Annotated in this window: 15 protein-coding genes; 4 read left to right on the top strand and 11 right to left on the bottom strand. The window is 70.8% G+C overall.

The genetic code is table 11. The annotated features are described in order from the left end of the window. The first annotated feature begins 29 nt into the window (after positions 1–29). Complete coding sequence (locus DEJ19_RS14070) at positions 30–524, top strand: MarR family winged helix-turn-helix transcriptional regulator (protein ID WP_111233988.1); 495 nt, start codon at positions 30–32, stop codon at positions 522–524. A 31-nt stretch (positions 525–555) separates the two neighbouring features. Here DEJ19_RS14070 and DEJ19_RS14065 read toward each other — a convergent pair whose 3' ends face one another. From DEJ19_RS14065 to DEJ19_RS14050, 4 genes are read right to left on the bottom strand one after another with little or no spacing between them, the layout of a single operon-like run. After that, complete coding sequence (locus tag DEJ19_RS14065; RefSeq protein WP_110862603.1) at positions 556–747, bottom strand: hypothetical protein; 192 nt, start codon at positions 745–747, stop codon at positions 556–558. Between the two features lie 55 nt (positions 748–802). Beyond that, a complete protein-coding gene (locus DEJ19_RS14060) occupies positions 803–1,372 on the bottom strand; it encodes a GNAT family N-acetyltransferase (protein ID WP_220035340.1) in 570 nt (189 codons plus the stop codon). A 47-nt stretch (positions 1,373–1,419) separates the two neighbouring features. Further along, positions 1,420–2,094 carry an NADPH-dependent F420 reductase gene (locus DEJ19_RS14055; RefSeq protein WP_111233989.1) on the bottom strand — a complete coding sequence of 225 codons (675 nt, stop codon included), beginning with the start codon at positions 2,092–2,094 and terminating at the stop codon, positions 1,420–1,422. Next, positions 2,091–3,146, bottom strand: a complete 1,056-nt coding sequence (locus DEJ19_RS14050; RefSeq protein WP_111233990.1) for an LLM class flavin-dependent oxidoreductase — start codon at positions 3,144–3,146, stop codon at positions 2,091–2,093. Before DEJ19_RS14050 ends, DEJ19_RS14055 begins: the two co-directional genes overlap by 4 nt. Before the next feature lie 82 nt (positions 3,147–3,228). Between DEJ19_RS14050 and DEJ19_RS14045 the strand changes: the two genes are divergently transcribed. Both DEJ19_RS14045 and DEJ19_RS14040 read left to right on the top strand, forming a co-directional pair. Continuing rightward, on the top strand, positions 3,229–3,594 hold the full coding sequence (locus DEJ19_RS14045) for a winged helix-turn-helix transcriptional regulator (RefSeq protein ID WP_111233991.1): 366 nt from the start codon (positions 3,229–3,231) through the stop codon (positions 3,592–3,594). Between the two features lie 183 nt (positions 3,595–3,777). Beyond that, positions 3,778–5,832, top strand: a complete 2,055-nt coding sequence (locus DEJ19_RS14040) for a transglycosylase domain-containing protein (RefSeq protein ID WP_258377463.1) — start codon at positions 3,778–3,780, stop codon at positions 5,830–5,832. An 81-nt stretch (positions 5,833–5,913) separates the two neighbouring features. On the opposite strand, the gene DEJ19_RS14035 is transcribed toward DEJ19_RS14040, so the two are convergent. From DEJ19_RS14035 to DEJ19_RS14020, 4 genes are read right to left on the bottom strand one after another with little or no spacing between them, the layout of a single operon-like run. After that, the gene (locus tag DEJ19_RS14035; RefSeq protein ID WP_111023547.1) at positions 5,914–6,933 is read right to left on the bottom strand and encodes an ABC transporter substrate-binding protein; all 1,020 of its coding nucleotides are present in this window, start codon (positions 6,931–6,933) and stop codon (positions 5,914–5,916) included. 11 nt (positions 6,934–6,944) lie between these two features. Continuing rightward, positions 6,945–7,868, bottom strand: a complete 924-nt coding sequence (locus tag DEJ19_RS14030; RefSeq protein ID WP_110865194.1) for an ABC transporter ATP-binding protein — start codon at positions 7,866–7,868, stop codon at positions 6,945–6,947. Continuing rightward, positions 7,865–8,983 carry a FecCD family ABC transporter permease gene (locus tag DEJ19_RS14025; protein ID WP_111234000.1) on the bottom strand — a complete coding sequence of 373 codons (1,119 nt, stop codon included), beginning with the start codon at positions 8,981–8,983 and terminating at the stop codon, positions 7,865–7,867. Before DEJ19_RS14025 ends, DEJ19_RS14030 begins: the two co-directional genes overlap by 4 nt. An 11-nt stretch (positions 8,984–8,994) precedes the next feature. Continuing rightward, positions 8,995–10,098, bottom strand: a complete 1,104-nt coding sequence (locus tag DEJ19_RS14020) for a FecCD family ABC transporter permease (RefSeq protein WP_258370900.1) — start codon at positions 10,096–10,098, stop codon at positions 8,995–8,997. Positions 10,099–10,126: 28 nt separating this feature from the next. Between DEJ19_RS14020 and DEJ19_RS14015 the strand changes: the two genes are divergently transcribed. Then, positions 10,127–10,957, top strand: coding sequence for a siderophore-interacting protein (locus DEJ19_RS14015; RefSeq protein WP_111092962.1), 831 nt, complete (start codon positions 10,127–10,129; stop codon positions 10,955–10,957). 648 nt (positions 10,958–11,605) lie between these two features. Here DEJ19_RS14015 and DEJ19_RS14010 read toward each other — a convergent pair. From DEJ19_RS14010 to DEJ19_RS14000, 3 genes are all read right to left on the bottom strand, one after another. Then, positions 11,606–12,517 carry a carbohydrate ABC transporter permease gene (locus DEJ19_RS14010; protein ID WP_027466145.1) on the bottom strand — a complete coding sequence of 304 codons (912 nt, stop codon included), beginning with the start codon at positions 12,515–12,517 and terminating at the stop codon, positions 11,606–11,608. A gap of 1 nt (position 12,518) precedes the next feature. Next, a complete protein-coding gene (locus DEJ19_RS14005) occupies positions 12,519–13,490 on the bottom strand; it encodes a carbohydrate ABC transporter permease (protein ID WP_027466146.1) in 972 nt (323 codons plus the stop codon). An 84-nt stretch (positions 13,491–13,574) separates the two neighbouring features. Further along, a complete protein-coding gene (locus tag DEJ19_RS14000) occupies positions 13,575–14,930 on the bottom strand; it encodes an extracellular solute-binding protein (RefSeq protein WP_111233992.1) in 1,356 nt (451 codons plus the stop codon). Positions 14,931–14,943: the final 13 nt, after the last annotated feature.

Genomic DNA, 14,943 nt, shown 5'->3' with positions numbered 1-14,943 from the left:
AACTCGAAGCAACAGGTAGGATGGGAAGCGTGACCGATGTGCCGAACTCCCTGACCCCGACGCAGCTCGGGGCGTACTTCGCCTTCACCGAGGTGAGCAGCCTGCTGCGCCACGCGGTCGAGCAGCAGCTGCGCGACGTCGGCGGCCTGAGCTACGTGCAGTTCCAGCTGCTCGCCCGGCTCGGTGACGCTCCGGGCGGGCAGCAGCGCATGACCGACCTCGCCGACGGGGTCGTCTACAGCCGCAGCGGGCTGACCTACCAGGCGCAACTGCTCGAGCAGCGCGGGCTGGTCACCCGCGGGCCCTCGCCCGACGACGAACGCAGCACGGTCGTGACGATCACCCGGGCCGGTCGTGACGTCCTCGCCGCGGTCTTCCCCGGACACATCGAGGCGCTGCACACCCTGCTGTTCGCGTCGATGTCGGACGCGGACGTCGACGACCTGGCGCGGATCCTCGGGGGAGCGGCGGAGCACCTGCGCGCGAATCCGCCACGCTCCGCGGGCGCGCGGCGGCGCAGCTGACCGAACGGTCGCGCCGGCGGGGGCGCGCGGCCTAGCTGCGGGGCGCCCGCACCAGGAACAGCGTGACGGCGCCCAGGACGACCGCGGCGACGATGAGCGCCCAGGCGAGCACGATGACCGGCCCGTCCCAGGGGGTGAAGAGCAGTCCGACCCCGATCACCAGGGCCACGGCGGCGCCGATGAGGGCGAGGCGGTGCGGTCGTACCGGAGCGGTGCGTGTCACGGTTCCCACGGTACGCGCGACGGGCTGGCAGTGCGGCGTCGAGCGGGTACGCCGGTCACACCGTCGTGCGCATCACCCACCGCCACTTGGCGATGCGGCGGTCGCGCACGAACCCGAACTGCGTGAACAGTTCTTCCGGCCCGGTGTGCAGGTAGGCACCGCGCTGCGGCTTCCGCTCGACCGTCTGCTCCGGGTAGGCCTCGACGGTCCCGCCGCCGTCCCGCCGGATCTGGTCGAGTGCGGTCGTGACCGCAGCGCGTGCGACCCCCTGACCGCGGTGTCGGGACTCCACGAACACGCAGCCGATCCGCCAGTCCGGCGGCGTCGAGGCGTCCCGGGCGTACGCACCGGGGTTCAGGATCGTCGGCAGCTCGACCGGCCGCCCGAACTGGCACCACCCGACCGCCGTGCCGTCGGCGTAGACGAGCACCTGGTGGTTCGTGCCGTTCCGCACGTGGCGGTGCTTCGCCTCCTGGTGGGACGTCGTCGGGTCGGGCATCCCGCGTGGGCCGTCCGGGTGGAAGCCGATGCACCAGCACCCGCCCCACACACCGTTGCTGCGGGTCACGAGCGCGGCGAAGTCGGGCCACGTCTCCTCGGTGAGCATCGTCGTCGAGTACTCCATGGCCCGATCATGCTCCTCGACGTGTCCGGCCGCCGTCCTCCGGGCGGTCAGGCCCGAGCCGCCCTCGCCGTGGCGCGCTCGGGGTGCGGACGGAACCGGGCGTCCTCGGCCAGCGCAGCGCGGAGGGTCGAGCGGGTGTGGAACGTGCCGAAGACTGCTGACCCGGGTTGCACCAGGACGCCGTTGCCGAGCGGGCCGGCGTCGACGGGCTCGAACCCGATCCGGTCGACGAAGTCGGCGACCACGGTGACGACGTGGTCGCTGGCGACCGCGACGGCACGGCGATCGACCGTGCCTGCCGGTCGGGCGTCGTCCTCCATGTCGTGGTAGCCGAGGTGGTTCAGCGACTTCGCCCAGCGCAGGTCGGGATGTGCCGCGGCGAGCAGGGCGCTCGTGCCGTCCGGTGCCGGACCGAGCGGACCCTCGGTCGGTTCCCAGTGGTTCGTCGCGTCGACGACCAACGCGCCGTCCAGTCGGTCCAGCGGCAGCCCGAGCGCGACCGTGAACGGGACGGCGAGGACGACCAGACCGGTGCGGTCCGCCAGGCCGGCGATGTCCGACGCGACGGCACCTGGGGCGGTCGCGGTGAGCAGCAGCTCGTTCGTCGCACGGTCGCCACGGTTGGCGACGTGCACACGGTGGCCGGCGGCGAGGGCGAGCCGGGCGAGGGCGGTCCCGACGCGACCCGCGCCGATGATCCCGACGTCCAACGGCGCGGTCATGCGGGCAACACCGCCGGCTCGGGGCCGAGCTCGGCGTCCACGAGGGGCTTCACAGCGGTACCGAGGAGCTCGATGGTCCGGAGGAAGTCGCGCTGCGGGAGGTGGCCGAGGTCGACCTGGAAGAACTGCCGCATGTGACCCATCTGGCCGTGGAGCACCAGGATCCGTTCGGCGACCTCGTCCGGACTACCGACGAACAACGCTCCTCCGGGGGCGGTGTCGTGGTCGTACGCCTGGCGCGACGGCGGGGCGAACCCGCGTTGCTGCCCGATCCCGGTCATCATCCGGTTCCACTCCGTCCACCAGAGGTCCCGCGCCGCCGGGCCGTCCGTGCCGACGAACCCGGGCGTCGCGACGGAGATGCGCACCTGCTCGGTGGGGACCGACTCCTGCTCAGCCGCTCGCCGGTAGAGGTCGGCCAGCGCGGCGAAGCGTGCCGGCTGGCCGCCGATGATGCCGTACGAGATCGGCAGTCCGGCCCGTCCGGCGCGGATCGACGAACCGGGGTTGCCGCCAGTTCCGAGCCAGATCGGCAGCGACCCGCGGTCAGGACGGGGGACGATGACGGCGTGGTCGAGGGGTGACCGCGTCGTGCCCGACCAGGTCACGGGGTCACCGGCGTCGATCGCCAGCAGGAGATCGAGTTTCTCGGCGTACAGCCGGTCGTAGTCGGCCAGGTCGTGCCCGAAGAGCGGGAAGGACTCGGTCGAGGAACCCCGTCCTGCGGTGATCTCGGCACGCCCGTCCGACAGTGCGTCGAGGGTCGCGAACTGCTGGTAGACCCGGACCGGATCGTCGGTGCTGAGCACGGTCACGGCCGATCCGAGACGGATGCGACGCGTGCGGGTCGCGGCCCCGGCGAGGATGGTGGCTGCCGACGAGGCCGGCATCTCGGCGGTGTGGTGCTCGCCGATGCCGAAGTAGTCGAGGCCGACCTCCTCGGCCAGCGTGATCGCCTCGAGCAGGTTGCGGGTGGCCTGTGCCGTCGTGGCCACCGTGCCGTTCTCCGGGTCGCGGGCGGTGCTGCCGAAACTGTAGACACCGAGTTGCATGACTTGTCTCCTCTTGTCGGATCCAGTCTCGAACGCGTCGCAGGCACTGGCAATCGGAAGGTGAGTGACTTACTCTGGGTAAGTGAATGATCGCGCCGGGGATGTCCTCGAGCACATCGACGCGGAAGCCTGCCGTCGGTTCCAGGTGGCGGCGGAGCTCGCCGGGCAGAAGTGGACGGCCGCGGTGCTGCTCTCGCTGGCCCGCGGGGCCGGCCGGTTCACCGAGGTCCGGCACACGGTGAGCGGCATCTCGGACCGCATGCTCTCCGCGCGGCTCCGCGACCTCGAGCGGCAGGGCCTCGTCGTGCGCCAGGTGACGCCGTCGGTGCCGGTGCAGATCCGGTACGAACTGTCGGAGTCGGGATGGCAGCTCATCCGGGCGTTGGCACCGCTGGTCGACTGGGGACAGCGCTGGATGCAGGACGATCCTGCGGCGGACGCCCGCTGACCCCGAGGGGCCGGAGGGCCGCCTGCGCCTGCCGCTGCCGCTGCCGACTCGCGAGCACGAGCCCGGCACTTTCCCAGCCGACACGACGGTGTTCCGCGGGGAAGTCCCGGCGACCGCCCGAGCAGGACTGCGAGCCTCTCCGGACCGCGCCGAAGACGGTGCGCCCGAGGGGGAACGGACGACATGACGATGCGACGTGCAGGGGGAGCCGCGATCGGCTTCGTGGGTGGCAGTGTGCTCGCCGGGCTGCTGGTGAGCGTCGGGGTGACTCCGGTGATCGCGGTCGCCGGCGTCGGCACGACCTCGGCGATCGGGGTGTTCGAGTCGCTGCCGGAGGACATCGAGATCGGGCAGCTGCCGCAGCGGAACCAGATCTGGGCGTACCGCGGCGGCGAGCCGGTGCACCTGGCGAACGTGTGGGACCAGGACCGGCAGGAGCTCACGCTCGACCAGATCAGCGACCACCTGGAGCACGCCGCGGTGGACGGCGAGGACAAGCGGTTCTACGAGACCGGCGGTGTCGACGCGACGTCCGTTGTCCGGTCGCTCGTGAGCGTCGCCACGTCCGGGACCGAGGGCGGGTCGGGTGGTTCGACCCTGACGATGCAGCTCGTGCGGAACATCAAGATGCAGCAGGCGAGCGAACTGCCCACGGCCGAGGAGCGCGAGGCCGCGTACGAGGACGCGACCCGGCGGACACCGCAGCGCAAGCTCGCCGAGATGAAGCTCGCGATCAGCCTGGCGAAGCAGTACACGAAGCAGCAGATCCTGGCGGCGTACCTGAACATCGCCTACTTCGGCGACCAGACCTACGGGGTGCAGTCGGCGGCGCAGCACTACTACGGCAAGTCGGCGACCGACCTGACCCCGGCCGAGGCGGCGTCCCTCATCGCGATCGTGCAGTGGCCGGAGCGACGGGACCTGTCGACGCCGGACCACCACCGCGACAACGCCGCGCGGCGGAACGTGATCCTGCGGTCGATGCACGAGCAGGGGCACCTGTCGACCGAGGAGTACCGCACGGCTCGGCTGTCCCGCGTCGCCGACTCCGTCCACCTGACGGCACCGCAGCAGGGGTGCGAGGCGGTCGAGGTGGGCGCGGAGTTCTTCTGTGACCACGCGGAGACCATCGCCCAGCGGCTCCCGCAGCTCGGCGCGACGAAGCAGCAGCGGGCGGACGCCTGGCGCACCGGCGGGTACCGGATCCAGACCACGCTCGACCTCGACCTGAACGCGGAACAGAAGCGGCTGCTCGACCAGTACGACCCGAAGACCGAGACGCGGCTGGCGCTGGGGGCCACGTTCAACACGGTCGAGGCCGGGACGGGCCGTGTGCTGACGATGGCACAGAACACCGACCACGACCGGTCGTCCGACGCGCCCCGCACCGCGACCTCGCTGAACTACGCCACCGACCAGGCGGACGGCAGCTCGACGGGGTTCCAGACCGGGTCGACCTACAAGATGTTCACCCTGCTGGCGTGGATCGAGGCCGGCCGCAGCCCGGACACGGTCGTCGACGGCACCCCGCACCCGCACAGCGAGTGGACCGCCTGCGGTGGACCCGCCTCGGCGTTCTGGCAGCCGAAGAACGACTCACCCGGGCAGCGTGGTCCGTACTCGGTCCGGTCCGCGACGGCGCAGTCCGTGAACGCGGCGTACCAGTCGATGGCCGAACAGCTCGACCTGTGCGACATCCGCGACGTGGCCGAGCGGCTGGGGGTGCACCTGGCGACCGGTGGCGAGCTGCCCTGGAACCCGGGGTCCCTGCTCGGCACCGAGAGCATCGCCCCGCTCACGGTGGCGTCGGCCTACGCAGGCATCGCGAACGGCGGGCGGTTCTGTGCACCCGTCGTGATCGACCAGGTCGTCGCCCCCGACGGTGAGGAACTCGGCGGACAACCCCGCACCTGCACGCAGGCGGTGTCGCCGCAGACCGCGGCCACCGCGTTCGACGTCATGCAGGGCGCGTTCCGCGGCGGCACGGCGAGCGGCGGGCAGACCCCCGACGGCGCGACCCTGTTCGGCAAGACCGGCACCACGGACGCGGCGGACCAGGTGTGGCTGGTGGGCGGGACCTCGCGTGCCGTCACCGCCTACTGGCAGGGCAACACGGACGGCGCGAAGCACAACCTGCGGTCGTTCTCCAACGGTCAGGGCGGCACCTACGCGGGGTCGCGCGCGGCCGTCTGGCGCGACGCGCAGACGGCGGTGAACGCGGCGTTGCCGGTCGGCTGACGGCCCGGAACGCAACCACCAACGGCCTGGAGGCGCGGTGCCAGCTGGCACCGCGCCTCCAGGCCGGTTCTCGGTTGCGTCCTACGACAGCTTCTTGCTGTCCTCGAGCCAGCCCGCGAGCTTGGTCATGTAGTCGGCCTGCGACGCGTAGTCCAGGGCCGGGAACGTCCAGCTGTGGACCTGGCCCGCCTCGAGCGCGGCGTTGTCGGCGAAGGTCGGCTGCTTCTCGAGGTCGGCGACCTGGTATCCCTGCTGCGACAGCAGCAGCACGTCACCGGTGATCTGGCCGGCGTTCTCCCACGAGTAGATGCCCCAGTAGAAGCCCTCGGGCTTCGGGTTGACGAAGTCGACCCCGTACGACGCGTACATCTGCAGCGACGGCTCGTCGGTCGGGCGGGTGACGTACGCGCCGTCACCGTCGGCGTACATCGAGACGACCGACAGGTCCTGCTCCTTCGAGACCTTCTCGAGCTCGTCGGCCGCGGTGTCGAAGCGCTCCTCGGCGGCGTCGACCGTCGACTCCTTCGCGCCGAGGGACTCGGACAGTTCGGCGATCTTCTCGATGACGTCCTCGCCCTTGCCGCCCCACTTCACCTGGACGACCGGCGCGATGGCCTCGATCTGCTTCTCCTGCGCCTTGTCCTTGAAGCCGTAGCCGGGCTGCTTCGTGTCGAGCGTGCCCTTGGCGTCGGTCGGGTAGACCGAGGTGACGACGAGGTCGGGCTTGAGCGCGGCGAGCTGCTCGAGGTCGATGTCGCCGTAGGCGGTGCCGAGCTGCGTGATGCCGTCGGTGTCGAGGCCCTTGAACCGGGCGTCCTTCGCCATCGTCAGCTGCCCGAAGGTGCCGACGGGCTTCAGGCCGTACTCGATGAACGACAGGGCGATGTCGTTCAGCACGACGACGCGCTTCGGCGTGTGGTCGACCTTCACGGTGGCGCCCGTGGCGTCCTCGTACGACCATGCCTTCGACGCGGCGGTGCCGCCGTCGGAGTCGGAGTCGTTCGAGTTGCCGGTGCTCGAGCAGCCGGTCAGGAGGAGTGCCGAGACGGTCACGGAGGTCAGGAGGGCGGCGCGCAGGTGGCCACGTCGGGAGGTCTTCACGTTAGGAGAGGCTAACCTAAGTTCGCGGTACTCGCCAGCACGTCTTCGGTTTTCGTCGGGACGGTGTGCTCGGTCCGGGCGCCCGGGGCTGTGTGCTCCGTCGGGGCGCTCGGGACGGGGTCGTGCTCGTCCGCCTCGGGCACGATCATCGGCGCACCGGTCACCGGGTCGGGGAACACCCGGGCGTGCAGACCGAACGCGTGCTCGAGCAGTGCCGGGGTGAGGACGTCGTGGGGGGTGCCGTCGGCCACGACCCCGCCGTCGTGCAGCACCACGAGCCGGTCGGAGTACCGCGCCGCGAGCGACAGGTCGTGCAGCACCATCACGATCGTCGACCCCTGCTCGCGGTTCAGCCGCCGGACGAGCCGCAGGACCTCGAGCTGGTGCGCGAGGTCGAGGTAGGTGGTCGGCTCGTCGAGCAGGAGCGTCTGGGCCTGCTGCGCGACGACCATGGCGATCCAGGCACGCTGGCGCTGCCCGCCGGACAGGCTCGTGACGTCGCGGTGCGCGACCTCGGTCAGGCCGGTGGCGGCGATGGCCGCTTCGGCGACGGCGGCGTCCTCGGCGGTCCACGGCTTCGCCCACGACTGGTGCGGGTTCCGGCCGCGCATCACGAGGTCGAGCACGCTGGTGCCCGCGGGGGCGACGGGGGACTGCGGCAGGATCGCGAGCTTGCGGGCGACCTGGCGGTTCGGCTCCCTGCGGATCGGGGTGCCGTCGAGCATGACCTCGCCGGCCTGCGGCTTGAGCACGCGGCCGAACGCCTTGAGCAGGGTCGACTTGCCGCAGCCGTTCGCGCCGAGGAACGTCGTGACGGTGCCGCGTTCGATGCGCAGGTCCAGGTCGCGCAGCACGGGCTGGCGGTCGTAGCCGACGGACAGGCCCGTGGCTTCGAGGACGGGGGTGTCGTGCTGGTCCTGGTGTGGTGCTGTCATCGGGACATCTCCTTGCGGTGACGGACGAGGAGCCAGATCAGGTACGGCGCCCCGATCACGGTGGTGATGATGCCGACCGGCACCTGCCACGGGAACGCGGAACGGGACAGCAGGTCGGCGGCGAGCACGAGCACGGCGCCGAGGGCACCGGCGAGCAGCAGCGGCGGCCGGTTCGTGCCGGCGAGCCGGAGCCCGACCTGCGGGACGACGAACGCGACGAAGCCGACCGGTCCCGCGGCGGCCACGGCGGCGGCGGTGAGCACGACCGCGAGCGCGATGACGAGCAGCCGGTGCCGCTGGACGCCGAGTCCGACGCCCGTCGCGACCTCGTCGCCGAGCTGCCCGATGCCGAGGGCAGCACTCGTCGCGAGCGCGATCGGCACCGCGACGACCGCCACCACGAGCAGCGGCCAGACGCTCTCCCACGAGGTGCTCGACAGGCTGCCGACGAGCCACTGGGACGCCGCGGTGGCGACGGTGATCTTCGCGCGGACGAGCAGGTAGCTCGTCACCGCGTCGAGGGTCGCGCTCACGCCGATGCCGACCAGCACGAGCCGGTAGCTCTGCACGCCGCCGCGCCAGCCCAGGCCGTACACCAGGACCGCTGCGACCAGGGCGCCGATCGTGGCGGCCACCGGGATCCCGCCACCGAGCACCAGGGACGACACCGAGTACGTCCCGCCGCCGAGGACGATCGCCGCGACCGCACCGACGCTCGCGCCCGCCGTGACACCGATGATGTCCGGGGTGCCGAGGGGGTTGCGGGTGAAGGTCTGGGTGAGCGCGCCGGCGACCCCGAGCGTCAGGCCGACGAGTGCGCCGGTGAGGACGCGGGGCAGCCGCAGGGTGGTGATGATGAAGGCATCCGGCCCGGACTCCAGGCCGAGCAGGGACCGGATGACGACCCCGGGCGCGATCCACGTCGAGCCGACCGCCGTCCCGATGACGATGAGCACCAGGACGGTGGCGAGCGACCCGACCGTGTACCAGAACACCCGGGGGTGCCAGGCGAGGCCGACGGGGCCGATGCGGATGCCGGCGCGGCCGGGGGTTCGTGCAGCCGAGGCGGGCGTGCCGGGCGTGGTGGTCTCGGGCGTGCTGCCGGTGCTGCGCACCGCTGCCCCGCTCACAGCGACACCAGCGATCGGCGACGGGCCACCGCGACGAACACGGGGCCACCAATGACGGCGAGCACGATGCCGACCTCGACCTCGGAGAACCCGCCGATCAGGCGACCGATGACGTCGGCGAGCAGCACGAGGGCGGCGCCGACCAGACCGGAGACCGGCAGTGTCCAGCGGTGTCCGGTGCCGACGAGCGCGCGGGCGACGTGCGGCACCGTCAGGCCGACGAAGCCGATCGGGCCGGCAGCAGCGGTTGCCCCGGCGGCGAGCAGCGTGATCCCGCCCAGGCCGACGAGCCGGGCGACGAGCACGTTCTCGCCGAGCCCCTTCGCCAGTTCGGACCCGAGCCCGAGGGCGTCCAGGGCGCGGACGTTCAGCACCGCGAGCACGAGCCCGGCGACCAGGAACGGCCACACCGCCCCGAGGATGTCGAGCTGCCGTGCCGCGAGGGACCCGACGACCCAGAGCCGGTACGCGTCGAGCGAGGCCTGGTCGGTCAGCACGACGAAGGAGGTCAGGGCGGCGAGCAGCGCCGAGACCGCGGCCCCGGCGAGGGCGAGCGGCACCGGACTGGCGGTGCCGCTGCCGGCGATGGTGACCGAGAAGACGACGACGCTGGCGACCAGGGCCCCGACCAGGGCGAACCACACGGTCGCGCTCGTGCTCGTCACCCCGAACACGTAGACGCCGAGCACCACCGCGAGTCCGGCACCAGACGAGACGCCGAACAGGCCGGGGTCGGCGAGTGGGTTGCGGGTGTGTCCTTGCATGAGCAGCCCGGCGATGCCGAGGGCTGCCCCGACCGCAGCACCGATGAGAGTGCGCGGGATGCGGGACCCCCACACGATCGCCTCGTCGGTGCTCGATCCGGAGCGCGTGAGCCCCGCCCACACCTCGGCGACACCGATGCGGTTGCTGCCGAGCAGCATGCTCGCCACGGCGACGAGCACCAGGGCGACGACGAGGCCGATGACGACCGCGGTCCGTCGCCGCATCGCGGTCCGGTGCACACCGAGGGCGCGGGACGCGTCGCCGTCTCGGGTGCTGGACGCGACGGGTTCGGGGGCCTCCGGACCGGAAGCCAGAACGGGATTGGGGGCTGGCACGGAAGTCATCTTAGGTTAGCCTTGCCTCATGGCGAAGACCCCGCGGCTCCTGCCGACGAACCCCCGGCTCTTCCGCGCCCGTGTCCTCCGGACCCAGCGGGTGACCCCCTCGATGCAGCGCGTCACCGTCACCGGCGATGACCTGCACGAGTTCGGCTACCTCGGTTTCGACCACTGGTTCCGCCTGTTCGTCCGACGCCCTGACCAGGACGCCTTCCGGATGCCCGACCTGGACGGCAAGAAGTGGTGGCCGACGTTCCTCGGCATCCCCGAGGACATCCGTCCCCACTGCGCGAACTACACCGTCGCCGCGTACCGGCTGCTCGCCGACGGCACCGCCGAGCTGGACATCGACTTCGTCGTGCACCTGGACCACCGCGGTCAGCTCGAGGGCCGCGCCGCGATCTGGGCCTGCTCCGCCCGCCCCGGCGAGGAACTCGCGATGCTCGACCAGGGCTGCATCTTCGACGTCCCGGCCGGCACCAGCGAGGTCATCGTCGCGGCCGAGGAGACCGGTCTGCCCGGCGTCGTCGGCATCGCCGCGTCGTTGCCCCGCGACACCGTCGGCCGCATCATCCAAGAGGTCCCGACCCCCGCCGACATCCGCGACCTCGACGCCCCCACCGGCGTGCAGGTGACGTGGATCGTCCGGCAGCCGGGCGCGGTCCCCGGCAGTGGCGCCCTCGCCGAACTGCAGCGGCACGTGCCGTCCGACGATCAGGGCTACGCGTTCGTCGTGGGGGAGTCAAGACTCGCAACGGAGGGCCGCCGCCACCTGCACCGTGCGGGCCTGCCGAAGTCGCGCATCACGTTCTCCGGCTTCTGGAAGCACGAGACGAAGGTTTCCGTCCCCGCCTGACCCGCGCGTGCCTGCCAGGCATGCCCGTTCCCGCCAGGTACGCCCGGTTCTGCCAGGTACGCCCGGCCCTTCCCCTGACAGCCGCGATGCCCGGCGCTTTCGGGCGTCCCACCACGGAACTTCCGCCCAGGTACGCCCGTTCCCACCAGGTATGCCCGGTTCTGCCAGGTGCGCCCGGTCCTTCCCTTGGCGTGCGCGATGCCTGGTGCTTTCGGGCCTACCACCAAGGAACTTCCGACCGAGTACGCCCGGTTCCGCCAGGTGTGCCCGCTGTGCACAGGTACGCCCGGTCTCGCCAGGTACGCCCGGTTCTTCCCCTGGTACCCGCGATGCCTGGTGCTTTCGGGCATACCGCCACAGAACTTTCGCCCTGGTACGCCCGGTTCCGCCAGGTATGCCCGCTGTGCACAGGTACGCCCGGTCTCGCCAGGTACGCCCGGTTCTTCCCCTGGTACCCGCGATGCCTGGTGCTTTCGGGCATACCACCAAGGAACTTCTGCCCAGGTACTCCCGGTTCGACCAGGTACGCCCGATCCCGCCAGGTACGCCCGAAAGCACCAGCCGCGCCGCGCTCGCGACGCGACCAACGGACGGACGGGAGGCCCGGTGCCAGCTGGCACCGGGCCTCCCGTCCGTGGTGGGGTGGCGTCAGCCCTTGAGGCCCGAGCCCGTCACGCCCTCCACGATCTGCCGCTGGAAGATCAGGTAGAGGATGATCAGCGGCAGCGCCGCGAGGATCGCACCGGCCTGGATGTCGGCGTAGCGCTGCCCGAAGCTGCCCTGGACCGTGGCGAGCCCGACCGGGATCGTCATGAGGTCCGGGTTGGACAGCACGAACAGCGGCAGCAGCAGGTTGTTCCACACCCCGACGAAGGTCAGGATCGTCACGGCCGCGATCACCGGACGCGACAGCGGCAGGATGACCGACCAGTAGACCTTCCAGATGCCGGCGCCGTCGATGCGTGCCGCCTCTTCCAGCTCCTTGGGGATGCCGTCGAAGAACTGCTTGAAGATGAACACCGCGATCACGGCGGGCACCTGCGGGAAGATCACCGACCAGTAGGTGTTGAGCAGGCCGACCGCGTTGAGCTCCTGGAAGATCGGGATGATCAGCACCTGCGTCGGGATCATGATCCCGAGGATGATGAGCAGGAACGCGATGTTGCGGCCACGGAACACCAGCCGCGACAGCGCGAACGCCGCCATCGACGCGAACAGCACGGTGAGTGCCGCCGTGACGACGCTCGTGATGGCGCTGGCGAGGTACCAGTTCCAGATGTCGCCGGCCTGGAACAGCGACGAGTACGAGTGCAGCGTCGGGTTCCAGTTCGACAGGATCGCATTCGCGCCGAGTGCGGCGACGCCGTTGTCGGACAGTGACGTCTTCAGGGCGAACACGCTCGGGATGAGCCAGATGATCGCGAAGATCGTCAGGACGATCCCCGACGCGATCGTGAAGCCGCGACCGCTGACGCCGATCTTCGCGGCGCTCGTCGGAGCGGCGGACGAGACGCCGGTGCGGAGCTTGCGGCCGGTGGTGATGCTCTCGGTGGCGGTCATGTCAGGCCCCGATCTCTCGCTTGGCGGCAGCGCGCTCGACGAGCTGCCGGATGACCGCGATCGCCACGATCACGATGAACAGGAGGACCGACGCGGCCGATGCGGCACCGAGCCGGTTGTCGGTGAAGCCGACGCCGGTGATGAGCTGCAGCGAGACCTGGGTCGAGATGCCCGGCCCGCCGTTCGTCATCAGGTAGACCTGGTCGAAGATCTTCAGGCTCGCGATGATCTGCAGCAGGACGACCAGCGTCGTCGTGCGGCCGAGCAGGGGGAGCGTGATCGACTTGATCTGCTGCCAGTTCGACGCACCGTCGACGGCGGCTGCTTCGTACAGTTCGCGCGGGATCTCCTGCAGACCGGCCAGGTAGAGCACGAAGTTGAAGCCGAGGGTCCACCACACGGTGGCGATCGCGACACCGATCATGGCCGTGTTCGGGCTCGACAGCATGCCGGAGCCGGGCGTCATGCCGATCGCCGACTGCAGGCTCGCCCACAGACCGGTGCTCGGCGTGAAGATGAACACCCAGATCAGCGAGATCGTCGCCGACGGCAGGATGAACGGCAGGAAGAACGCCAGACGGAAGAACCACTGCCCGCGGTTCATCCGGTTCGTCAGCACGGCGAACACGAACGCCAGGATGACGAGCGGCGGGGTCGTGTACAGCGTGAACTGCAGCGTGTGCCAGAGCGACGACCAGAAGTCGCTGCGCCCGAGCATCTCGGCGTAGTTCGCGAACCCGGCGAAGCTGCCGAGCCCGGTGCGGACGGTCGAGGTGTTGAAGAAGCTCGTGACGATCATCCAGACCGTCGGGCCGAGCAGGAAGGCCACGTAGAACAGGCCGAACGGGGCGAGGAACAGCCAGCCGCTGCGGCCCTGGCCGCGGTTCACGCTGGAGCCGTAGGAGCGGTTCCGGCGGAGACGCGGCGCGGTGGCCGCGTCGGTCGGCCGGTCGAGGACAGGTGCTGTGGTCACGTCATCGTGCCTTTCGCGCGGTGTTCACGGCGATCGCGGGGGTCGTCTGCCCGGGGTGGTCCCGCCGGGCGGTTGCGTGCCGGGTCACAGGGGGCTCGGGGTGTTGAGGTACGTCGCGAGCTGCGACTTGATGGCGCGCAGTGCCTGCGCGGGGGACGAGCTGCCCTGCTGCACGAGGGCGAGCTGGGCGCCCACCGTGCCCTCGAACGTCGAACCCGACCCGCCGTACCAGGCGGCGTCGTCGAACACGGCGGTCTCGGCTGCGGCCGCGTAGTTCGACTGCGGCGTGAGCTTCTTGTACGCGGCGCTGTCGAACGTCGGGATGTAGGCCGGCACGTGCCCGCCCTCGGCCCACGTCAGGCTCTGCTCGAGCATCTGCTTGATGAAGAGCATGTGCTGCTTGCGCTGCTCCGGCGTGCGGTCCTTCTTCGGCAGGACGAACGTGTGCGAGTCCGCCTGGGTCGCCGGCTTGTCGTAGAGCTGCGGGATCGGCGCCATGCCGAAGTTCAGGCCCTTGATCGACTGCGCGGTGCTGATCTCCCACTCGCCCTGCATGAAGAAGCCGGCCTTGCCGTCGAACATGAGCGACTGCGCGGTGGCGTAGTCGAGCGCCTTGTTCAGCCAGCCCTCCTTCACCCACTTCTGAGTGCGGCTCGTGACCTCGTTGTAGGCGTCCTCGTTGACGGTGAGCTTGGACCCGCCGTCGCTGATGAACGGGGTGGCGTCCTTCAGCTGGTTGTACATCGTCCAGAAGAAGCGCCACGGGGTGGCCGTCTCCGGCACCACGTTCGCGACGTTGAGCGCCGTGCCGCCGGTGACCTTGGCGACCGCGGCGAGGGCCTTCTCGAAGTTGTCCATGCCGTTGAGGTCGACGAGGTTGCCGTCGCCGTCGATCAGGCCGGCCTTCTTGCAGACGTCGACGTTGTAGAAGAGGACGAAGGGGTGGGTGTCGAGCGGGACCGCGATGTTGTTGCCGTCGGTCTTCTGCGCCGCCCAGGCCTTCTGGTTGAAGTCGGCGGCGCTCAGGCCGACGCTCGCCAGGTCGTCGGACGTGATCGGGTCGAGCAGGTCACCGTCCCAGAGCGGCTTCGCGCGGGTCAGGTGCGCGACCGCGACGTCCGGCGGCTTGTTCCCGACGGTCGCCAGTGTCAGCTTCGAGTAGTACGGGTTGCCCCACGCGAACGTGGTGCCCTGCAGCGCGCTCGAGCCGCCGTGCTGCTTCGCGTAGCCGTCCTCCATGGCCTGCATGCGGACGCCGTCGCCGCCGCCGAACAGGTTCCAGAAGACGAGGGTCTCGGGGTTGAGTGCGCTGCCGGCGAGGCCGGCGGCGAGGGGGCTCGAGCAGGCGGCGAGCGGCAGGACCGTCGCGGCCGCTGCGCCGGCGGCGAGGAAGCCCCGGCGCGAGAGGCGCGACGCGGGTGTTGCGGGTGGGATCGGCATGGCATCACTCCAT

It is taken from the genome of Curtobacterium sp. MCSS17_016, assembly GCF_003234255.2.
GTDB lineage: Bacteria > Actinomycetota > Actinomycetes > Actinomycetales > Microbacteriaceae > Curtobacterium > Curtobacterium flaccumfaciens.
The sequence above is the reverse complement of the archived record's forward strand: the minus strand, read 5'-3'. Positions and strand labels throughout refer to the sequence as shown.